The organism is Streptomyces sp. NPDC050161, assembly GCF_044460025.1.
Lineage (GTDB): Bacteria > Actinomycetota > Actinomycetes > Streptomycetales > Streptomycetaceae > Streptomyces.
In genome coordinates this window covers 103,699-124,733 of the sequence record NZ_JBITJM010000006.1, presented here as the reverse complement: position 1 = coordinate 124,733, position 21,035 = coordinate 103,699, and the positions used below count along the sequence as shown (strand labels likewise).

At 71.6% G+C, this 21,035-nt stretch carries 21 protein-coding genes and 1 pseudogene; 17 read left to right on the top strand and 5 right to left on the bottom strand.

The annotated features are described in order from the left end of the window. Positions 1-8: 8 nt before the first annotated feature. On the top strand, positions 9-986 hold the full coding sequence (locus tag ACIBK8_RS12970) for a heme o synthase (RefSeq protein WP_393679234.1): 978 nt from the start codon (positions 9-11) through the stop codon (positions 984-986). Positions 987-1,126: 140 nt separating this feature from the next. Next, positions 1,127-1,501, top strand: a complete 375-nt coding sequence (locus ACIBK8_RS12965) for a hypothetical protein (protein WP_399041797.1) — start codon at positions 1,127-1,129, stop codon at positions 1,499-1,501. Positions 1,502-1,640: 139 nt separating this feature from the next. Here the strand turns inward: ACIBK8_RS12965 and ACIBK8_RS12960 are convergent, their stop codons facing one another. The 3 genes from ACIBK8_RS12960 to ACIBK8_RS12950 form a co-directional block, all read right to left on the bottom strand. Further along, positions 1,641-2,639 (bottom strand): heme A synthase, encoded by a 999-nt coding sequence (locus tag ACIBK8_RS12960; RefSeq protein ID WP_399041796.1) that lies wholly within the window; start codon positions 2,637-2,639, stop codon positions 1,641-1,643. Between the two features lie 107 nt (positions 2,640-2,746). Further along, positions 2,747-3,517, bottom strand: coding sequence for an ABC transporter permease (locus ACIBK8_RS12955; protein WP_399041794.1), 771 nt, complete (start codon positions 3,515-3,517; stop codon positions 2,747-2,749). Beyond that, positions 3,514-4,485, bottom strand: coding sequence for an ABC transporter ATP-binding protein (locus ACIBK8_RS12950; RefSeq protein WP_399041793.1), 972 nt, complete (start codon positions 4,483-4,485; stop codon positions 3,514-3,516). Before ACIBK8_RS12950 ends, ACIBK8_RS12955 begins: the two co-directional genes overlap by 4 nt. 269 nt (positions 4,486-4,754) lie before the next feature. Here ACIBK8_RS12950 and ACIBK8_RS12945 point away from each other — a divergent pair, with 269 nt between their 5' ends. The 13 genes from ACIBK8_RS12945 (at position 4,755) to ACIBK8_RS12885 (ending at position 15,355) form a co-directional block, all read left to right on the top strand. After that, on the top strand, positions 4,755-5,588 hold the full coding sequence (locus tag ACIBK8_RS12945) for a helix-turn-helix transcriptional regulator (RefSeq protein ID WP_399041792.1): 834 nt from the start codon (positions 4,755-4,757) through the stop codon (positions 5,586-5,588). Beyond that, positions 5,585-7,006, top strand: a complete 1,422-nt coding sequence (gene sufB / locus ACIBK8_RS12940) for a Fe-S cluster assembly protein SufB (protein WP_129296988.1) — start codon at positions 5,585-5,587, stop codon at positions 7,004-7,006. The genes ACIBK8_RS12945 and sufB overlap by 4 nt, the downstream gene beginning before the upstream one ends. 86 nt (positions 7,007-7,092) lie before the next feature. Then, positions 7,093-8,277: a Fe-S cluster assembly protein SufD gene (gene sufD / locus ACIBK8_RS12935; RefSeq protein WP_399041791.1), complete on the top strand. Its 1,185-nt coding sequence runs from the start codon at positions 7,093-7,095 to the stop codon at positions 8,275-8,277. Then, complete coding sequence (locus ACIBK8_RS12930) at positions 8,274-8,603, top strand: non-heme iron oxygenase ferredoxin subunit (RefSeq protein WP_393679223.1); 330 nt, start codon at positions 8,274-8,276, stop codon at positions 8,601-8,603. The genes sufD and ACIBK8_RS12930 overlap by 4 nt, the downstream gene beginning before the upstream one ends. A 7-nt stretch (positions 8,604-8,610) precedes the next feature. After that, the gene (gene sufC / locus ACIBK8_RS12925) at positions 8,611-9,375 is read left to right on the top strand and encodes a Fe-S cluster assembly ATPase SufC (protein ID WP_393679221.1); all 765 of its coding nucleotides are present in this window, start codon (positions 8,611-8,613) and stop codon (positions 9,373-9,375) included. Further along, positions 9,372-10,628, top strand: a complete 1,257-nt coding sequence (locus ACIBK8_RS12920) for a cysteine desulfurase (protein ID WP_399041790.1) — start codon at positions 9,372-9,374, stop codon at positions 10,626-10,628. The genes sufC and ACIBK8_RS12920 overlap by 4 nt, the downstream gene beginning before the upstream one ends. 53 nt (positions 10,629-10,681) lie before the next feature. Next, positions 10,682-11,140, top strand: a complete 459-nt coding sequence (sufU, locus tag ACIBK8_RS12915; protein ID WP_227045783.1) for a Fe-S cluster assembly sulfur transfer protein SufU — start codon at positions 10,682-10,684, stop codon at positions 11,138-11,140. Beyond that, positions 11,137-11,478 (top strand): metal-sulfur cluster assembly factor, encoded by a 342-nt coding sequence (locus tag ACIBK8_RS12910; protein WP_393679219.1) that lies wholly within the window; start codon positions 11,137-11,139, stop codon positions 11,476-11,478. The genes sufU and ACIBK8_RS12910 overlap by 4 nt, the downstream gene beginning before the upstream one ends. A 136-nt stretch (positions 11,479-11,614) precedes the next feature. Continuing rightward, a complete protein-coding gene (locus ACIBK8_RS12905) occupies positions 11,615-11,935 on the top strand; it encodes a DMT family transporter (RefSeq protein WP_399041788.1) in 321 nt (106 codons plus the stop codon). Further along, positions 11,935-12,480, top strand: coding sequence for a TetR/AcrR family transcriptional regulator (locus ACIBK8_RS12900; protein ID WP_393679216.1), 546 nt, complete (start codon positions 11,935-11,937; stop codon positions 12,478-12,480). Before ACIBK8_RS12905 ends, ACIBK8_RS12900 begins: the two co-directional genes overlap by 1 nt. A gap of 67 nt (positions 12,481-12,547) precedes the next feature. Then, the gene (dapD, locus tag ACIBK8_RS12895; protein WP_399041785.1) at positions 12,548-13,537 is read left to right on the top strand and encodes a 2,3,4,5-tetrahydropyridine-2,6-dicarboxylate N-succinyltransferase; all 990 of its coding nucleotides are present in this window, start codon (positions 12,548-12,550) and stop codon (positions 13,535-13,537) included. Between the two features lie 190 nt (positions 13,538-13,727). Beyond that, the gene (locus ACIBK8_RS12890) at positions 13,728-14,345 is read left to right on the top strand and encodes a hypothetical protein (protein ID WP_399041784.1); all 618 of its coding nucleotides are present in this window, start codon (positions 13,728-13,730) and stop codon (positions 14,343-14,345) included. A gap of 26 nt (positions 14,346-14,371) precedes the next feature. Further along, positions 14,372-15,355, top strand: a complete 984-nt coding sequence (locus ACIBK8_RS12885) for an EI24 domain-containing protein (protein WP_399041783.1) — start codon at positions 14,372-14,374, stop codon at positions 15,353-15,355. A 74-nt stretch (positions 15,356-15,429) separates the two neighbouring features. On the opposite strand, the gene ACIBK8_RS12880 is transcribed toward ACIBK8_RS12885, so the two are convergent. Beyond that, positions 15,430-17,268 (bottom strand): endonuclease/exonuclease/phosphatase family protein, encoded by a 1,839-nt coding sequence (locus ACIBK8_RS12880; protein WP_399041781.1) that lies wholly within the window; start codon positions 17,266-17,268, stop codon positions 15,430-15,432. Between the two features lie 220 nt (positions 17,269-17,488). On the opposite strand from ACIBK8_RS12880, the gene ACIBK8_RS12875 reads away from it, so the two are divergent. Further along, positions 17,489-18,997 carry a hypothetical protein gene (locus tag ACIBK8_RS12875; protein ID WP_399041780.1) on the top strand — a complete coding sequence of 503 codons (1,509 nt, stop codon included), beginning with the start codon at positions 17,489-17,491 and terminating at the stop codon, positions 18,995-18,997. Positions 18,998-19,265: 268 nt separating this feature from the next. Then, positions 19,266-20,126 (top strand): annotated as a pseudogene (locus ACIBK8_RS12870) (alkaline phosphatase PhoX); the annotation flags it as partial. 17 nt (positions 20,127-20,143) lie between these two features. Here the strand turns inward: ACIBK8_RS12870 and ACIBK8_RS12865 are convergent. Then, positions 20,144-21,010 (bottom strand): class I SAM-dependent methyltransferase, encoded by an 867-nt coding sequence (locus ACIBK8_RS12865; protein WP_399041779.1) that lies wholly within the window; start codon positions 21,008-21,010, stop codon positions 20,144-20,146. Positions 21,011-21,035: the final 25 nt, after the last annotated feature.

Genomic DNA, 21,035 nt, shown 5'->3' with positions numbered 1-21,035 from the left:
AGCCGCAGATGTTACTTCCAGGGGTGTGCGTGACGGCCGTCGAATCCCGTCCTGCGGGGGCGCTCTCTCAGAGCCCCGGGAGTCCGAATCCCGGTCACCGGCCGTTCGGGGCCCGAGTCAAGGCATTCGTGACGCTCACGAAGCCGCGGGTCATCGAATTGCTGCTGATGACCACGGTGCCGGTGATGTTCCTGGCGGCCGGGGGAGTTCCGGACCTCTGGCTGGTGCTGACGACCTGCATCGGCGGTTATCTCTCCGCCGGCGGTGCCGCGGCCTACAACATGTGGTTCGACCGCGACATCGACGCGCTGATGGACCGTACGGCGCAGCGCCCGGTGGTCACCGGCATGGTCTCGCCGCGGGAGTGCCTGGTCTTCGCGACCGCGCTCGCGGTGGGTTCCACCGCCTGGTTCTGGTTCCTCGTCAACCCGCTGTCGGCGATGCTCTCGCTCGGGGCCCTGCTTTTCTACGTCGTCGTCTACACGATGATCCTCAAGCGGCGCACCACGCAGAACATCGTCTGGGGCGGTATCGCGGGCTGCATGCCGGTCTTCATCGGCTGGTCATCGGTGACCAATTCCGTCTCCTGGGCCTCGTTCGTCCTCTTCCTCGTCATCTTCTTCTGGACGCCGCCGCATTACTGGCCGCTGTCGATGAAGGTCAAGGACGACTACGCGCGGGTCGGCGTGCCGATGCTGCCGGCCGTCGCGGGCAACAAGGTGGTCGCGCGCCAGATCGTCGCCTACAGCTGGGTGATGGTCGCCGTCTCGCTGCTGCTCCAGCCGCTGGGCTACACCGGCTGGTTCTACACCGTCGTCGCCGTCCTCTGCGGTGCCTTCTGGCTCAAGGAGGCGCACGGGCTGCAGGCCCGCGCCAAGGCCGGCATCACGGGAGCGAAGCTCAAGGAGATGCGGCTGTTCCACTGGTCCATCACCTATGTGTCGCTGCTGTTCGTCGCGGTCGCGGTGGACCCCTTCCTCCGCTGAGTCCTGTCGTCGCTCCCCTCCTGGCCGCACGCACCACCTGATCCCGCTCCCTGACCCGGACGAGAGGCCCTGGCCCTCCCCTCCGTCAGTGGGCGGGATCACCCGTACGTATGGCCGTACCGGCGGGTAGCATCCCTTGTATGGCAGACACCAAGCAGGCGGAGGAGCAGCCGGCGGCCGAGGCGCGGGCCGGCGTGACGGACAAGCGGGCCGCCCGGCACACGGCCAGGCTCGCCAAGGAGATCCGGGCCTTCGCGGCCACGCACGGCGGCAGCGCCGAAGGCCAGCTCGCGCACATCGGCCGCGGTCGCGTCCGCGTCGCCCTCGTGGGGGCCAACGGTGAGTGGGGCAACCTCGTCGCCGATTCCCTCGCCTCGGCCAAGGACGCCGCCGCACAGGCGGGTCTCGCGCTCCAGGACGACTTCGACGGCGACCTCGCGGCACGGGTGCGCACCGGCCGCTACGAGTGGTCCCGGATGGCGGGTATCCAGGTGGGTGGCCCGGCCAACGACTGAGCCCGGTGCGGGGCGCTCGTCCGCCTTCTCATCCATGGAGTCCATCGGGCGCGGCGCCGTGTCACGCCCGGTGCATCCGGGACGCAAGAAGCGGAGGGACGGTGTCCCTCCGCTTCTTCGGTTCCGGTACCGCCGGTTTCTACCGGCTGCCGGCCGGGGCGCCCTCGGGCTGTGCCGGCAGGGACTCGTGCTCCCCGGCGGGGGCGGGCCCGTCCGCCAGCGGTCCGCGGTCCCGCAGTGCGAGCACCACCCGCAGGACGGCGATCCAGACCAGGGCCGAGCCCAGCATGTGCAGGCCGATGACGATCTCGGGCAGCCCCAGGAAGTACTGGATGTAGCCGATGGCGCCCTGGAAGAGGAGGCAGCCGAACAGTTCCAGTACGGCGCGGCGGGCGGCGGCCGGCGCCTTGACGGCGCGCAGGGTGAACCAGAGGGCGACGGTCAGGCCGCAGACGATGTACACGAAGTCGACGTGCAGCTGGGTCACCTCCTGCCAGTTCAGCGGGATGCGGTGTACCTTCTTGGCGTCGCCCGCGTGCGGTCCGGTGCCGGTGACGACCGTCCCGATGAGGATCAGCACGCCGGTCGCGGCCAGCAGCAGCCAGGCCAGCTGGCGCACCGGCCGGACGACCACGTCGCGCGGCGCGTCGTCGCCTTCGCAGGCGCGTCGCCAGGTCACCACGGCGACCGTGAGCAGGCCGGCGGCCAGCAGGAAGTGCGCGCTGACGATGTAGGGGTTCAGGCCGGTCAGGACGGTGATGCCGCCGACGACGGCGTTGCCCATGACGCCCCAGAACTGGGCCCAGCCGAGCCGGGTCAGCGAGCGGCGCCGCGGCGTACGGGCGCGGGCCGCGATGATGAACAGGCCGATGAACGCGCACAGCACGTACGTGAGCAGGCGGTTGGCGAATTCGATCTTCCCGTTGATGCCCATCGCCGCGGTCGGCGTGAGGCTGTCGGGGGTGCACCGCGGCCAGGTGGAGCAGCCGAGCCCTGACTGGCTCAGCCGCACGGCGCCACCGGCGACGACGATGACGACGGCCATCACGACGGTGGCGAGCGCGGCCCGTCGCACGAAGCGCGCGGACGGCTGCCAGTGGCGGGCGATCAGCTCAAGGGGGTTCAGCGTGTTCGGCACGGGAGACATCGTAGGCGGCCCTTTGTGCAAACTTTCACGAGGGGGGCGTATCGCGACGGAACGCCCGGGGCCGCCCGGCGGTACGGCCCGTCGCCGGGCCGCCCGGACTACTCCCAGCGGAAGAACCGGGCCGCCGCGCCCAGGCCGAGCACCGCCCACACGGCCAGGATGCCGAGGTCGGGCCAGGGGACGCCGGCGCCGTGCTGGAGGACGTCGCGCAGCCCGTCGGAGAGCGCGGAGATCGGCAGCAGTCCCAGGGCCGACTGCGCCGCCTCCGGGAACTTCTCCAACGGGACGATCACGCCGCCGCCCACCAGGAGCAGCAGGAAGACCAGGTTGGCGGCGGCCAGGGTGGCCTCCGCCTTCAGCGTCCCGGCCATCAGCAGGCCCAGGCCGGAGAAGGCGGCGGTGCCCAGGACCAGCAGCAGCACCACGGCGGCCGGGTTGCCGTGCGGGGACCAGCCGAGCCCGAAGGCGACCGCGCACAGCAGCACGATCTGCAGCACCTCGGTGACCAGTACGGCGCAGGTCTTGGCCGTCATCAGACCCCAGCGCGGCAGCGGCGAGACGGCGAGCCGCTTCAGCACGCCGTAGCGCCGCTCGAAGCCGGTGGCGATGGCCTGGCCCGTGAAGGCGGTCGACATCACCGCGAGCGCGAGGATGCCGGGTGCCAGGAAGTCGACGGAGCTGCCGGCGCCGGTGTCGATGATGTCGACGGCGGAGAACAGCACCAGCAGCAGCGTCGGGATGATGACCGTCAGCAGCAGCTGTTCGCCGTTGCGCAGCAGCATCCGGGTTTCCAGCGCCGCCTGCGCCCGGATCATCCGGGGCAGCGGGGCGGCACCGGGCCGCGGGGTGAACGTGCCGGTTGCGGTCATGCCCGCAGCTCCTTGCCGGTGAGTTCCAGGAAGACGTCTTCCAGGGTGTGGCGTTCGACGGCTATGGCGTCGGGGAGCACGCCGTTCTGCGCGCACCAGGAGGCGACGGTCGCGAGCAGCTGGGGGTCGATGGTGCCGTCGACGCGGTAGGTGCCGGACGCGGGTTCGGATGCGGCGCTGTCCGCGGGCAGGGCCTTGAGCAGCGAGGCGAGGTCGAGGCCCGGCCGTCCGGTGAAGCGCAGGGTGTTCTCCGCGCCGCCGCGGCACAGCGCCTCCGGGCTGCCCTGGGCGATGACCCGGCCGCCGTCGATGATCGCGACGTCGTCGGCCAGCTGCTCGGCCTCGTCCATGAAGTGGGTGGTCAGCACGACACCGACGCCGTCCGTGCGCAGATCGCGTACGAGGTCCCAGGTCGCGTGGCGGGCCTGCGGGTCGAGGCCCGCGGTCGGCTCGTCGAGGAAGACCAGTTCGGGGCGGCCGACGACGGCCATCGCCAGGGCGAGCCGCTGCTGCTGTCCGCCGGACAGCCGCCGGTAGGTGGTGCGTCCGCAGCTGCCCAGGCCCAGCCGGTCGATGAGGTGGTCCACGTCGAGGGGGTGGGCGTGCAGGGTGGCGGTGTGCCGGAGCATCTCGTCGGCGCGGGCGCCGGCGTAGATCCCTCCGGACTGCAGCATCACGCCGATCCGCGGGCGCAGCCGGGCGGCGTCCGCGACCGGGTCGAGGCCCAGGACGCGTACCGTCCCCGCGTCCGGGCGGCGGTAGCCCTCGCAGATCTCGATGGTGGTGGTCTTGCCGGCGCCGTTGGGGCCGAGTACGGCGGTCACCGTGCCGCGCTCGACGGTCAGGTCGAGCCCGTCGACCGCGGTCTTGACCGGTTTGGTCCCGTACCGCTTGACCAGGCCGGTGACCTCGACGGCAGGCTCACGGCCGGGGGGCCGGGGGGTGTCCCCCGGGGAGGTGCTGGGCATGCCGGGCAGTCTACGGAGCGGGCGAGGGGCGGGGGAATCCGGGTTTGGGCCCGTACGTACGCCCGGGAGTGACCCGGATGGTGGTGTGTCCGCCGACGGGTTCCGGACGGGTGCGCCAGAGGTGGGGTGCCGGTGTGCGATGCCCTTCCTTGCGGGCTTCCGGTGGCCTGGAGGCGGGCCGGATTAGGTAACCCTAAGTGATCGAGACCACCAGTCCGCAGGCCGGGCAAGGGTTGTATCGGCTTGACGAATTACGCAACAATGGCGTTGTGAAATACGCGAGCGAGGACCGGAAGGGGCCCGCGGTCGACGAGACCGCCGGGCCGACTGCCGTCGCGCCCGAGCGGCCCGCCCAGGGTGCCGCCGGCGCGAGCTCCCCGCAGGACGAGCAGCAGGGCACCCGTAACAAGGTCGCCCGCTCCATCCTCGACCACGGCCCGTCCACCGCGGCCGAGCTGGCGCTCCGCCTGGAGCTGACGCAGGCGGCGGTGCGCAGGCACCTGGACGCGCTGGCCGCCGACGGCGTCGTCGAGCCCCGCGAGAAGCGGGTCTACGGAGCCCGTGGCCGCGGCCGTCCCGCCAGGGCGTTCGCGCTCACCGACTGCGGCAGGGACGCCTTCGACCAGTCCTACGACGAGCTGGCTTCCGACGCGCTGCGCTGGATTGCGCAGACCGCGGGCGGCGGCGAGCTGGGGGAGGCGGCGGTCGCCGCGTTCGCCCGTGCCCGTCTGGCCGCCCAGGCCGAGGGCTACCGCCGGGCGATGGAGTCCGCCGAGCCCGAGGCCCGCACCCGGGCCCTTGCCGAGGCATTGACCGCGGACGGGTACGCTGCTACGGCGCGCAGCGCGCCCAATTCCCAGCTCGGTGAACAGCTCTGCCAGCACCACTGCCCGGTCGCCCATGTCGCCGAGCAGTTCCCGCAGCTGTGCGAGGCGGAGACCGAGGTCTTCTCCCGTCTGCTGGGAACCCACGTACAGCGTCTCGCCACGATCGCCCACGGCGACGGGGTGTGCACGACCTTCATTCCGAAGGCCGGCAAGAACGCTCACAGCACCAAGACCACCACCGCATCTGCAAGCACGGCCGGGAGGAACCCCGCATGACGCTCCCCACGGAGACTGCTCACCCCGAGCTCGAGGGACTGGGTAAGTACGAATACGGCTGGGCCGACTCCGACGTGGCCGGCGCCTCCGCCAAGCGCGGGCTCTCCGAGGCCGTCGTCCGCGACATCTCGGCCAAGAAGAACGAGCCGGAGTGGATGCTCAAGCTCCGTCTCAAGGGCCTGAAGCTGTTCGACAAGAAGCCCATGCCGAACTGGGGCTCGGACCTGTCGGGCATCGACTTCGACAACATCAAGTACTTCGTCCGCTCCACCGAGCAGCAGGCCGCCTCCTGGGAGGACCTGCCCGAGGACATCAAGAACACCTACGACAAGCTGGGCATCCCGGAGGCGGAGAAGCAGCGCCTGGTCGCCGGTGTCGCCGCGCAGTACGAGTCCGAGGTCGTCTACCACCAGATCCGCGAGGACCTGGAGGAGCAGGGCGTCCTCTTCCTGGACACCGACACCGCGCTCAAGGAGCACCCGGAGCTGTTCCAGGAGTACTTCGGCACGGTCATCCCGGTCGGCGACAACAAGTTCGCGTCGCTGAACACCGCCGTGTGGTCGGGCGGCTCGTTCATCTACGTCCCCAAGGGCGTGCACGTCGACATCCCGCTCCAGGCCTACTTCCGGATCAACACCGAGAACATGGGCCAGTTCGAGCGGACGCTGATCATCGTCGACGAGGACGCCTACGTCCACTACGTCGAGGGCTGCACGGCGCCGATCTACAAGTCGGACTCGCTGCACTCCGCGGTCGTCGAGATCATCGTGAAGAAGGGCGGCCGGTGCCGCTACACGACGATCCAGAACTGGTCGAACAACGTCTACAACCTGGTCACCAAGCGCGCCGTCGCCTACGAGGGCGCGACGATGGAGTGGGTCGACGGCAACCTCGGCTCCAAGGTGACCATGAAGTACCCCGCGGTCTACCTCATGGGTGAGCACGCCAAGGGCGAGACCCTGTCCATCGCCTTCGCGGGCGAGGGCCAGCACCAGGACGCCGGATCCAAGATGGTCCACATGGCGCCGAACACCTCCTCCAACATCGTCTCCAAGTCGGTGGCGCGAGGCGGCGGCCGTACCTCCTACCGCGGTCTGGTCGAGATCGGCGAGGGCGCGGCGGGCTCCAAGTCCAACGTGCTGTGCGACGCCCTGCTGGTGGACACCATCTCCCGCTCGGACACCTACCCCTACGTCGACGTCCGCGAGGACGACGTCTCCATGGGGCACGAGGCGACCGTCTCCAAGGTCAGCGAGGACCAGCTCTTCTACCTGATGGCCCGTGGCCTGACGGAGTTCGAGGCCATGGCGATGATCGTGCGCGGCTTTGTCGAGCCGATCGCCCGTGAGCTGCCGATGGAGTACGCGCTGGAGCTCAACCGGCTGATCGAGCTGCAGATGGAAGGCGCGGTCGGCTGACGGCCACGGAAGAACCCTGACCGACGCGGCGGCCTTCCTGCGGGAAGGCCGAGTATCGCAACCAGAAAGCGAGCACGACGACAGCCATGGCTGAGGCTCAGAACATCCCGGCGGGTTCCACGACCACCGGTTCCATCGCGGTGGCCGCGGAGTCCACCGTTGCCACCCGGATGAGCGCGCCGCCGTCCTACGACGTGGCCGACTTCCCGGTGCCGCACGGCCGCGAGGAGGAGTGGCGCTTCACGCCCCTCGCGCGCCTGAAGGGCCTGCACGACGGCAGCGCCGTCGCGGGCGGCGCGGACCTGAGGATCAACATCACGGCGCCGGAGGGCGTCACCCACGAGCTGGTGGGCCGCGACGACCCGCGGGTCGGCAAGGCCGGCAAGCCCGTGGACCGCGTCGCCGCCCAGGCGTACAGCTCCTTCGAGAAGGCCTCGGTCCTCTCGGTGCCCAAGGACGCCCAGCTCGACGAGCCGATCCGGATCGCCGTCCAGGGCGACGGCGGCACCGCCTTCGGCCACCAGGTCATCGAGGTGGGCGCGTTCGCCGAGGCGGTCGTCGTCATCGACCACACCGGCGACGCCGTGCTCGCCGCCAACGTCGACTTCCTCATCGGCGACGGCGCCAAGCTGACCGTCGTCTCCGTCCAGGACTGGGACGACACCGCCGTGCACGTCGGCCAGCACAACGCGCTGGTCGGCCGGGACGCCACCTTCAAGTCCGTGGTGGTCACCTTCGGCGGCGACCTCGTCCGGCTGCACCCGCGCATCACCTACGCGGGCCCCGGCGGCGAGGCCGAGCTGTACGGCCTGTACTTCACGGAGCAGGGCCAGCACCAGGAACACCGCCTCATGGTCGACCACGAGGCGCCGAACTGCCGCTCGCATGTCACGTACAAGGGCGCGCTCCAGGGCCAGGACGCGCACGCCGTCTGGATCGGCGACGTGCTGATCCAGGCAGCCGCGACCGGCACGGACACCTACGAGCTGAACCGCAACCTCGTCCTCACCGACGGCGCGCGGGTCGACTCGGTCCCCAACCTGGAGATCGAGACCGGCGAGATCGTCGGCGCGGGACACGCGTCGGCGACCGGCCGCTTCGACGACGAGCAGCTGTTCTACCTGATGGCCCGCGGCATCCCGGCCGACGAGGCCCGCCGGCTGGTCGTCCGCGGCTTCTTCGCCGAGCTGGTCCAGCAGATCGGCCTGCCGGACGTCGAGGAGCGCCTCATGAGCAAGATCGAGGCCGAGCTGGAAGCGTCCGCGGCATGAGTTACGTACGCGTGGCGGCGCTGAGCGAGCTGGCGGAGGACACCCCCAAGAGGGTGGAGATCGACGGCACGCCGGTCTCCCTCGTCCGTACCGAGGGCGAGGTGTTCGCGATCAACGACATCTGCTCGCACGCGAACGTCTCGCTGTCGGAGGGCGAGGTCGAGGACTGCTCGATCGAGTGCTGGCTGCACGGTTCGAGCTTCGACCTGCGCACCGGCAAGCCGTCCGGCCTCCCCGCGACCCGCCCCGTCCCCGTTTACCCCGTCAAGATCGAAGGAGAGGGCCCGGACGCATCCGTGCTCGTCTCCGTCACCCAGGAGTCCTGAGTTCCCCATGGCAACGCTTGAGATCCACGACCTGCACGTCTCCGTCGAGGCCGAGAACGGCCCGCGCGAGATCCTGAAGGGCGTCGACCTGACCGTGAAGCAGGGCGAGACGCACGCCATCATGGGCCCCAACGGCTCCGGCAAGTCGACCCTCGCCTACTCGCTGGCGGGTCACCCCAAGTACACGATCACCGGCGGCACCGTCACCCTCGACGGCGAGGACGTCCTGGAGATGTCCGTCGACGAGCGCGCCCGCGCCGGCGTCTTCCTGGCCATGCAGTACCCGGTCGAGGTCCCCGGCGTCTCCGTCTCCAACTTCCTGCGGACGTCGGCCACCGCGATCCGCGGCGAGGCCCCCAAGCTGCGGCTGTGGGTCAAGGAGGTCAAGGAGGCCATGGAGCGCCTGTCCATGGACCCCGCCTTCGCCGAGCGCAACGTCAACGAGGGCTTCTCCGGCGGTGAGAAGAAGCGCCACGAGATCCTTCAGCTGGAGCTGCTCAAGCCGAAGATCGCGATCCTCGACGAGACCGACTCCGGCCTGGACGTCGACGCCCTGCGCACCGTCTCCGAAGGCGTCAACCGCGTCCGCGAGACCGGTGAGGTCGGCACCCTGCTGATCACGCACTACACGCGCATCCTGCGCTACATCAAGCCCGACCACGTGCACGTGTTCGCCAACGGCCGCATCGCCGAGTCCGGTGGCGCCGAGCTGGCCGACAAGCTGGAGGCCGAGGGCTACGAGGAGTACACGAAGGGTGGCGCACACGCGTGACACAGATGCCCGGCCTCCTCGACACCGAGGCGATCCGTAAGGACTTCCCGATCCTGGCCCGCGAGGTCCATGAGGGGAAGCAGCTCGTCTACCTGGACAGCGCGGCGACGTCCCAGACGCCGAGCCAGGTCATCGACGTGCTCAGTGAGTACTACGAGCGCTACAACGCCAACGTCCACCGCGGCGTCCATGTGCTCGCCGAGGAGGCCACGGCTCTGTATGAAGGCGCCCGCGACAAGGTCGCCGCCTTCATCAACGCCCCGAGCCGCGACGAGGTGATCTTCACCAAGAACGCCTCGGAGTCGCTCAACCTCGTGGCGAACATGCTCGGTTGGGCCGATGAGCCCTACCGGGTCGACCGCGACACCGAGATCGTCATCACGGAGATGGAGCACCACTCCAACATCGTGCCGTGGCAGCTGCTCTCGCAGCGCACCGGCGCGAAGCTGAAGTGGTTCGGCCTCACCGACGACGGCCGCCTCGACCTGTCCGGCATCAACGAGGTCATCACGGACCGGACGAAGATCGTCTCGTTCACCCTGGTCTCGAACCTGATGGGCACGATCAACCCGGTCGAGGCGATCGTGCGCCGGGCGCAGGAGGTCGGCGCGCTCGTCCTCATCGACGCCTCGCAGGCCGCCCCGCACATGGTGCTGGACGTCCAGGCGCTCCAGGCCGACTTCGTGGCCTTCACCGGCCACAAGATGTGCGGCCCGACCGGCATCGGTGTGCTGTGGGGCCGCCAGGAACTGCTGGAGGACCTCCCGCCGTTCCTCGGCGGCGGCGAGATGATCGAGACCGTGTCGATGCACTCGTCGACCTACGCGCCCGCGCCGCACAAGTTCGAGGCGGGTACGCCCCCGATCGCCCAGGCCGTCGGCCTCGGCGCGGCCGTGGACTACCTCTCGGGCATCGGCATGGAGCGGATCGCCGAGCACGAGCACGTGATCACCGAGTACGCCGTCAAGCGGCTGCTGGAGGTCCCGGACCTGCGCATCATCGGCCCGAGCACGGCCGAGGACCGCGGCGCGGCGATCTCCTTCACGCTCGGCGACATCCACCCGCACGACGTCGGCCAGGTGCTCGACGAGCAGGGCATCGCGGTCCGGGTCGGTCACCACTGCGCGCGGCCGGTCTGCCTGCGGTACGGAATTCCTGCGACCACGCGGGCGTCGTTCTATCTGTACTCCACCCCGGCCGAGGTCGACGCCCTGGTCGAGGGCCTGGAGTACGTCCGCAACTTCTTCGGTTAGACAACACAGCGGTTGATCACGCACAGCGGATGAGGACGAGGACTGACAGAGTCGTGAAGCTGGATTCGATGTACCAGGACGTCATCCTGGACCACTACAAGCACCCGCACGGGCGCGGTCTTCGGGACGGCGACGCCGAGGTGCACCACGTCAACCCCACCTGCGGGGACGAGATCACCCTGCGCGTGAAGTACGACGGCACGACCATTGACGATGTGTCCTACGAAGGGCAGGGCTGCTCCATCAGCCAGGCCAGCGCATCGGTGCTCAACGACCTTCTCGTCGGCAAGGAGCTCGGCGAGGCGCAGCGGATCCAGGAGACGTTCCTGGAGCTGATGCAGTCGAAGGGCAAGATCGAGCCGGACGACGCGATGGAAGAGGTGCTGGAGGACGCGGTGGCTTTCGCCGGCGTCTCGAAGTACCCGGCGCGCGTGAAGTGCGCGCTGCTCAGCTGGATGGCCTGGAAGGACGCCACGGCCAAGGCCCTCTCCGAGGAGGCGAAGACCGCATGACCGAAACGCCCGAGAACACCCTGACCAAGCCGGCCTCGGAGGAAGAGGTCCGCGAGGCGCTGTACGACGTCGTCGACCCCGAGCTGGGCATCGACGTCGTCAACCTCGGCCTGATCTACGGCATTCACGTCGACGATTCCAACATCGCCACCATCGACATGACGCTGACGTCCGCGGCCTGCCCGCTGACCGATGTCATCGAGGACCAGGCGAAGTCCGCCACGGACGGCATCGTCAACGAGCTGAAGATCAACTGGGTCTGGATGCCCCCGTGGGGCCCGGACAAGATCACCGACGACGGCCGCGAGCAGCTGCGCGCCCTGGGGTTCAACGTCTGATTCCCGCGCCCGTCGCGCTCTTACGGCCCTGCCCGCCAGACCTCTGGCGGGCAGGGCCGTTTCTGCGCTCGGGGGCGGGATTGCGGGCCCGTGCGGCTATGTACATCCGTACGCATCGTTGTGTACGCTCGTACGCATGGCCTATCTGACCCTGTCCGGCGCGATCCTCTGCGAGATACTCGCGACCACCGCGATGAAGTACAGCGAAGGCTTCAGCAAGCTGTGGCCCTCGCTCGGTACCGCGGCCGGGTACCTCGTGGCCTTCGCGCTGCTCGCCCAGACCCTCAAGTCGATGAGCATCGGCACCGCCTACGCGATCTGGTCCGGAGCCGGCACCGCGGTGGTCGCGGCGATCGGCATGGTGTTCCTGGGGGAGAGCGCGAGCGCCCTGAAGATCCTCGGGGTGCTGCTGGTCATCGCCGGTGTCGTGGTGCTGAATCTGGGCGGTGCGCACTGATGGCGCGGCGCTACGACCCGGACCGGCGCCAGCGCCTGATCGACGCGGCGATCGGCGTGGTCGGCGAGCGCGGCATCGCCGGACTCAGCCACCGCGCGGTGGCCGCCGCCGCGGACGTGCCGCTGGGCTCGACGACGTATCACTTCGCGACGCTCGACGAACTGCTGGTGGCCGCCCTGCAACAGGTCAACCGCGGCTGGCTGGCCGACTTCGCGCGCTGGGCGGACGGCATCGACCCCGCGGTGCCGCTCGCCGACGAGGTCACCCGGCTCATCGAGGAGAGCCTGGCGGGCGACCGCTCCCGGGTGGAGCTGGAGTACGAGCTGTACCTGGCGGCGCTGCGGCACGAAGCGGTCCGGCCGATCGCCGCCGAGTGCCTGGAGGGCATGGTGCGGCTGCTCGCCCGGCGCATCGGCGACGTACCGACCGCGCGCGCCGTGGTGGCCTTCACCGACGGCCTGCTGCTCCAGCACCTGCTCACCGGGCTGCCCTTCGAACGCGCCACCGTGCGGGCCGGGTTGGCCGGTGTGCTGGGCGAGGAATGACGGGCCGAGGCGGCCGGTCGCTGAGACCGGTTCGCCTCGGCGGGCGCCCTCCGGTTAGGTTTTCGGCATGACCGATGCTGCTACCCCCCGTACCACCGGCGCCGTCGCCGCCGGGCTCGCCACCGTCACTCCCGACGGCACCGTTCTCGACACCTGGTTCCCGGCGCCCGAGCTGGCCGCCTCGCCCGGCCCGGCCGGCACCGAGCGCCTGACCGGCGAGCGCGCCGCCGAGCTGCTCGGCGCCGCGGCGCCGAAGGCCATCGGGCCTGACCCGGTCCGCGGTGTCGAGGTCGTGGCCGTCCGTACGGTCATCTCCTCGCTGGACGACAAGCCGCTGGACGCGCACGACGTCTACCTGCGGCTGCACCTGCTCAGCCACCGGCTGGTCAAGCCGCACGGGCAGAGCCTGGAGGGCCAGTTCGGGCTGCTGGCGAACGTCGCCTGGACCACGCTCGGCCCGGTGGCCGTCGACCAGGTGGAGACGGTGCGGCTGAACGCCCGCGCCGCCGGGCTGCCGCTCCAGGTCACCAGCGTCGACAAGTTCCCGCGGATGACCGACTACGTCGTGCCCACCGGCGTACGGATCGGGGACGCCGACCGGGTCCGCCTCGGCGCGCACCTCGCGGCCGGCACCACCGTCATGCACGAGGGCTTCGTCAACTTCAACGCCGGCACGCTGGGCACCTCCATGATCGAGGGCCGGATCAGCGCCGGTGTCGTCATCGGCGACGGCTCCGACGTCGGCGGCGGCGCCTCCACCATGGGCACCCTGTCCGGCGGCGGCAAGCAGATCATCTCGATCGGCGAGCGCTGCCTGCTCGGCGCGGAGTCCGGCATCGGCATCGCCCTCGGCAACGAGTGCATCGTCGAGGCCGGCCTGTACCTGACCGCCGGCACCCGCGTCACCCTGCCCGACGGCCAGATCGTCAAGGCGCTGGAACTGTCCGGCGCCGACCACATCCTCTTCCGCCGCAACTCCACCACCGGCGCGGTCGAGGCCCGGCCGAACAAGGCGGTGTGGGACGGCCTCAACGAGGTGCTGCACAGCCACAACTGACCGCGCGGCGCGGGGCGGCACAGCGCCCCGCCCGCACGGGCGCCCCCGTACGGACCGGAGACGGACCGTACGGGGGCGCGCTGCGTCCGGCGGCCCCTAGGGCGCGATGGCCGGAACGCGCCGGTGCCCACGCGGTGCGGCGGGGCCACCATGGCGGGACGGTCTCCGACGGGCCGTACCGGGAGGCGCCATGCGGCTGGGCGGGGAGTTCACCGGCACATCGGCGCGGCCGTGTCCACCGGAGCCGGGGCCCGAAGGACCGGCGCGCGGCTACAAGCTCGCCCACCCCCTGCTGTCCTGCGACGGCACCCGCGCCGGATTCACCGGCGTCTCGGTCGGCGGCGCGCTCCCGTACGGCGTCCTGGCCGACGCCCGCTGCGCGTACGGCCGCCGGCACCCCAGCCCCGCGCCGCGCTGCGACTGCGGATTCCACGCGCTGCACCGCCGCGCCGACGCCCTGGCCCTGACCCGCGCGGCGGCCCACCGGCGTACCGCGCTGCTGGAGATCACGGCGCTCGGCGGTCGCATCCGGTACGAGCGGGGGATGCGGTACGCGCGCCAGCGGGTGCGGAGCGTGCACGTCGGGCCGTGCGGCTGCGGGCTGCCGCCCGAGGTGTTCGTCGACGCGGGCCCGGGGCGGGCCGGCTGCCGGGCGCTGGCCGGGGCCTGCGCCGGGTGCGCGGCGGGGCGGGACACGGTGCGCTTCGGCGTGTTCGCGCGGCTCGCGGGCGGCCGGCTGCGGGTGGTCGCGGGACACGGCCAGGCGTCCGCGGCGGCCGGGCAATACTGGCATGGGCGTGTCACGTGAACCCCGCGCCACCGTAGGGTGGTGCCATGCGTGATCTTGTAGCGGGGATGCGGTACTTGGGCAGGGGCCAGCGCTGGGTCGCGGGACACGGCCGCTGGTGGGGCTTCGGGCTGATCCCCGCGCTGATCACCCTCGTGCTGTACGCCGCCGTGCTCACCGTGCTCGTCCTGTGGTCGGGCGACATCGCCGCCTGGGCCACGCCGTTCGCCGACGGCTGGGGCTCCCCGTGGCAGGGCCTGCTGCGCGGCCTGTTCGTGGCGCTGCTCGTCGCCGCCGGGCTGCTGCTGTCCGTGCTGACCTTCACCGCGGTCACACTGCTGATCGGCGACCCGTTCTACGAGGCGCTGTCGGAGAAGGTCGAGGAGTCCGAGGGGCGCTGCCCCCGGAGCCCCGACCGGCCGTTGTGGCGGGAGATCGGGATCGCGCTGCGGGACAGCGTCCATGTGCTGCTGCGCGCCGCGCCGTTCGGGATCGTGCTGTTCGTCCTGGGCTTCGTGCCGTTCGTCGGGCAGACCGTGATCCCGGCGATCGGCTTCTGCGTCTCCGGCTTCTTCCTCGCCGTCGAGCTGACGTCGGTGGCGATGCAGCGCCGCGACATCCCGGTGCGCGAGCGGCTGCGGCTGCTGCGCGGACGCAAGGCGCTCGCCGTCGGCTTCGGCACCCCGATCGTGCTGCTGTTCCTCATCCCGTTCGTCGCGGTGGTCCTGATGCCGGGCGCGGTGGCCGGCGCGACGCTGCTGGTGCGGGATCTGGTGCCGGACGAGGAGGAGGTACCGGCCGACGGCACGGGCGCGGTCGGGCCCGGCCCCTACGGGCAGCCGCAGGCGGGCGGCCCGCCGCAGACACCGGCCGCCGCCCGGCACCCGCAGGCACCGGCCGCGCCCGGCGGCGGATTCGGGCCGCCGCCCCCGCGGTTCACGACGGAGGAAGGACCGCGGCAGGCGCCGGGCCGACCGCAGCCGCCGCACGGGCCTGGCCGGTCCGCAGGGCCGGGACCTGACGGCTGGTGAGCCGCGCCGGGAGCCCCTGACCGGCACCGGCCGCCTGCCGCGCCGCTGCGTCCTTCACGTCCTTCCGCGGCTGCTCACGGCCGGATCCGCAGCACCTGCGGGTCGTGGTCGCTGGCCTGGTCCGCGTACTCGGCGTTGATGTGCACGATGTCGTAGTCGGTCCTGGCCAGGTGGCTGCTGGTGAGCATGTGGTCGAGCACCTGCGAATTGCCCTGGTAGACGTAGCCGTAGCGCTCGGCGCGCGGCAGCCCGTTCACGAGGTCGGTGAGCGCCCCGCCGTCGGTGAGGGCCTTCAGGGCGGGCGAGAACTGGTAGTCGTTGAGGTCGCCCGCCACCACCACGTCGGCCTTCGGGTCCTTGGCCAGCAGGTCCTTGACGAAGCCGTTCACCAGGCGGGCCTGTGCGGTGCGCTGGGTCTCGGAGCTGCGCGCCGGTGGCTGGAAACGGCTGTCCAGGCCCTGGTCGCCGCCCTTGGAGTTGAAGTGGTCGGCGACCACGAACACCCGGCTGCCGGGGCGGTTCTTGACGGAGAACTGGCCGACCAGCGGCTTGCGGCTGTCCTTCCACGCCGGGTCCTCGGGCGCGATCCGGCCCGGCGAGGCGGAGAGCGCGGCCCTGCCGTGGTCGTCGACCGCCCGCACCGGGGTGGTGGCGTCACCGCCCGGGATGTCGGTGAAGGACACCCGGCCGGGGTTGAAGAGGAAGGCCACCCGGATGTTGCCACCCGGCTGCCCGCCGTCCTGGTCGTCGGCCGGATCGATCTGCCGCGCCTCGTACGCCGGGCCGCCGGCCGCCTTGATCGCGTCGGTGAGCTTCTTGAGGGTGGCGCCGGCGGACACCACGCCGTCGTCGGTGGGACCGTTGTCGTCCTGGACCTCCTCCAGGGCCACCACGTCCGGCGCGGACAGGTGGTGCACCAGTGCCTGGGCGAGCCGGTCGAACTTGGCCTGCGGGGTGGCGGGGGAGAGGTTCTCGACGTTGTAGGTGGCCACCGCCAGCTCGTCGGCCTGCTGTTTGCGGGTGGTCTCGGGGGCCGGCCCGTGGTCGGTGACCTTGCCCATCGCGGTGGCCTGGAGCGTGTAGCCGCCGAAGCTGTCGTAGTCCAGCGGCCCCTCGGTGGTGCCGGTCAGCTCGTCGCCGACATCGGCCGCCGGGAACGGGTGCTGGTCGAGGGGGAGCAGCGAAGCCACCTTGACGCGGCCGGAGTTGGGGTCCGCGTACGAGCTGTAGAGCGCGCCGCCGCGGGCGGTGCGGGCGTGCCGCGGCTCGGTGGTGACCCACAGTTCGTGGTGGCTGCCGGTCGGGCCGACGACGGGCGCGTCGGCCACCGCGACCCGCATGCCCTCCAGGGACTCGTAGCGGTCCAGGGCGTACGAACCGGGGCGCAGCGGCAGCGGCTCGATGCTCTTGCCGCCGGCGTCGGGGGCGTAACGCTGCGGTATCGCGGCGGCGTCGAGGCGGAAGGCGGCCGGCAGCGGGGTGCCGGACGCGGTGACCTTCCAGGTCGCCGCGGTGATCTCGGTGACGGACTGGAGCCCGGCGTCCTTGCCGCCCGGGTAGTACTCGCTGACCGTGCCGGTGAAGGTGACCGCGTCCCCGACGGCGACCTTCGGCGTCTCCTTTCCGGTGAAGACGAAGACCGCTTCGCTGGTCGCCGGGTCGTCGTCGGGACGCGGGTCCTGCACCCAGAAGCCGCGGGCCGAACCGAACGACCTGACGGCGGTGACCGTGCCGGGGACACCGCTGACCTGCCGGCCCGCCAGCGGCGAGATGCGGGTGCTGCCCTGGATGTCGTGGATCCGGGTGCCCGCGGCTGCGGCGGTCTGCGGGAGTGCGAGCAGCCCGGTGGCGAGCGCGGTGCAGGCCACCGCGGCGACGGTGGCCGGCCTGCGGAAGGGGCGACGGGACGGCATGGAGAGCCTCCGATGGAGAGGGAACGGGGCGGACGGCGATGCGTACGGAGCGGGACCGGCGCTCTCTACGCGCGTCAATCTCTTGTGTGCGCAAGGGAGTTGTCAAGACGTCCGAGGTGACCGGCGGGGGGCGGGCGGGTGAACCGTCCGGGATACGGAGAATTCCGTCTACGCTTGGGCGTCGCACGAGCCGTAGTCCGTTCGAGGAGCTGAGCACCAGATGTCCGCAGACCGCCCGACCCTGCCGCCGGTGCGGCTGCACTCCGAAGCGGAACTGGCCCGGGACGCGCTGAGCGCACCCCTGATGGCCCGCGCCGCCGCACTGGCCCGTTGGGCCGAGCCCGGCGTACCCGTCGGCGTCGGCGGCGAGATCCTGGAGGAGTCCCTGGCGGCGGCCACCGCGCACCTCGGCCTGGCCGCCGACGAGGACGGCCCCGGCTTCACCGCCGAGGCGTGGCAGCTCGCCGTGGACACCGGCCTGGTGGAGATCGAGGAGACCGACGACACCGACGGCGGTACGGCCGACGGCTCGCCGGACGCCGGGCGCACCGACAGCGTCGCCGTCGGCATCGCGACCCCCGGCGAAGAGCTGGCCGACCTCACCTCCGGCAGCCCCCAGGACGTCCTCGACATCTGGCTCAGCGGCATGGAGACGGTGCTCGCCGACGCGGTCGCCCCCGACCTCTCCGACATCGCCGACCAGCTCGCCGAGGGCGGCGAACTCGACCTCGACGCGATCGACTGGAACCCCGAGGAGGAGGCCGAGCTGCTCGACGGCATCCTCGGCAACCTCTACCTGCTCACCGCCCTGAGCGAAGGCCCCGACCAGGACGTCCCGCTGCCCGCCCTGGCCGCCTCGATGATCGTCCCTGACGACATGGAGGAGCCCACCGACGACGTGCTCGAAGAGGTCTCCGAGGCGATGATGCGCCTGGACGACCAGTTCCGGGTGCTGGAGCCGATCGGCCTGGTGGCGTACACCCCGGTCGACGAGGCGCTCATCGAGGAGATGGACGAGGACGGCGAGACGGTCAAGGCCGCCGAGCCGCTCGACGAGGAGGACGTCTCCCGCTACGGCCTGGTCCGCCTCACCCCGCTCGGCATCTACGCCGTCCGCGCCAGGATGCTGGACGCCGGCGTGGACGCCCCGGCGCTCGGCGACCTCACCGACAAGGGCGCCGACGTCCTGCTGGACGCGCTGCCCGACTACCCCGAGGCCATCGCCCAGGCCGAGTCCGAGCAGTGGCTCGCCGCCCGCACCCCGGCGGACGCCGCGCAGGACCTGCTCGCCGCCGCCCGCGGTGACGACGAGCGCGCCCCGCTGCGCAGGCTGGCCGCACAGCAGACGCTGTCCCTGGTCTCACCGGACGCCGAACCCGCGCTGCGGGACGTCCTGGACGACCGGCAGCTGGGCGGCCTCGCCCGGGTCTGGCTCGCCGAGCGCGGGCTGCCCGGCATCCCCGAGCCCTCCCAGGACATGATCTTCTGGCTGACCGTCGACACCATCGCGGCGCAGCTGGGCACCGCCGACGAGGACGCGGCCGAGCTGCGCGAACTGGTCCAGGGGCTGACCGGCCAGCACAGCGGGTTCTTCGACGCCGCCTGGCGGGTGGACCACCCGGCCACCGCCGACGTCCTGGAGGCGATGGGCCGGCTGCACCCGGACAAGAAGGCCGCCAAGGAGGCCCGCAAGGCCGCCTTCAAGGCGCGGTCCCGCGCCGGGAGCTGACTCCGGCGGGAGCCGGAACGGGCGGGACGGGCGGTGCGGGCACGGACGGTGCCGGCGCCGCCCGTCGGCGTGTCCGGGGGTTTCCGGCGCGGGGGCGGAGGCACCAGGGGCACCACCCGGCGAAGGGCAACCGCTTCCCGGCCGACGCGCCCCGTTCAACCGGCGTTCGCCGCCGCGCGGGACGGTGTGCGCAGGCACAGGGGAGCAGAAACCGGCCGTCCAGGAGATGACAATGCCGCTCACCCGGAGAGACTTCACTCAGCATTCCGGCACCTTCGCGGGCCCGCGCGGCACCACCCTGCTGGTCACCCACCACGAGCTGAAGGGCCCGCGCGCCGACTGGCCGCACCCGGTGCCGCTCGCCGAAGGGCTGGTCTACGACCCGGCGGCGGCCGGCGGCTGCACCGTCGTCGAGGTCGCCGAGGACGGCACCCCGGTCGGCGAGCATGTCGGCATCGCCGGGACGTCCACCAACCGCGCGGGCGGACGCACCCCTTGGGACACCTGGCTGACCTGCGAGGAGACCGAGGACAAGGCCGGTCAACACGGCATGACCAAGGACCACGGCTACGTCTTCGAGGTCGATCCGCTCGACCTCGCCGCCGGCCGGGATCCCCGCCCCCTCAAGGCACTGGGCCGCTACGCCCACGAAGCGGTGGCCGTCGACCCCCGCCGCGGCCATCTCTACCTGACCGAGAACGCCGGCACCCCCAACGGCCTGTTCTACCGCTGGACCCCGCCGCGCAGCTTCGCGCACGGCCGCGGGCGGCTGCGCACCCTCGCCGACGACGCCGGTGTGCTGGCCGCCCCCCGGTGCATCGACTCCGGCGGCCGGTTCGTCGACGACCTCTCGCGGGCGACCCGGCCCGGCACGGTCTACGGCGTCGACTGGATCGAGGTCCCCGACCGCGACGCCCGCACGGTGCCGGTACGCGAACAGTTCGACGACGGGGACGTCACCAGGGCACGGAAGCCGGAAGGGCTCCGGTGGGCCGACGGCGGCGCGTACGTCGTGTCGTCCTTCGCCCGCGAGGAGAGTCCCGTGCAGCACGACGGGCAGGTCTGGTTCTACGACCCGCGGTGCCGGACCCTGACGCTGAAGGCGCTGTCCTGCGTGGCTCCCGGCCCCCGGCATCAGGCCGGCGGTCACCGGCCCGTGGCGGCGGCCGTGAGGAGGTAGTAGTCCAGCAGGCCGTCCCGGTACGCGGTCAGATAGCGGCGCGGCCACTTGTCGCGGAGTTCGGGACGCTCGGCCATGTAGCGGTCGTAGCACTCCCAGACGCCGTGCCCGACGGACCGGATCCGCACGTGTGCGAGACCGGCGCCGGCGAGCGCCTGGGTCACCTCGTCGACGACGTGCGGCACGTCCAGGCCGTCGGCGAACGCGGGCAGCAGGCCGGGCAGTTCCCGTGCGGCCTCAGGGGTGCGGGCGAAGAAGGTGGTCAGCGCCAGCCGGCCGTGCGGGCGCAGCACCCGCGCCGTCTCCTGCGCGAAGCCGGGCAGATTGCGGAAGTGCTGCACCGCCTCCACGGAGAAGACGCAGTCGACGGAGGCGTCCGGCAGCGGGATGCGCTGGGCGGCGCCGCGGACGAACTCCAGCCGGCCGGTGCCGGGACGCTCCGACAGGTCGGGGTGGGTGCGGCGGGCGCGGGCGATCTGGTCGGGGTGGGCGTCCAGGCCGGTGACCGAGGCGAAGCCGTACTCCTGGAGGGCCAGCGCGCTGCCCAGGCCACGGCCGCAGCCGACCTCCAGGGCGTCGCAGCCTTCGGTGCGCGCGAAGGTGTCGAGGACCAGCCGGTAGAGGTCCTGCTCACTGCGGATCCGGTCGGCCTCGGTCAGCGGGCCGTGGTGTTTGGCGTGCGGCATCCGGGCCCAGTAGCCGAAGTTGATGAAGCCGCCGGCGAAGGCGGCGACGGTGCTGAGGTCGAAGTCGCCGTAGACCTTGGTGACCCGGTCGGGGAGGTCGGGGCCTTCCGGGTGACCGGCGTCGTCCGGGGGCGGCTGCTGCGTCATCACACGCTCCTCGTGCAGGCCGTGA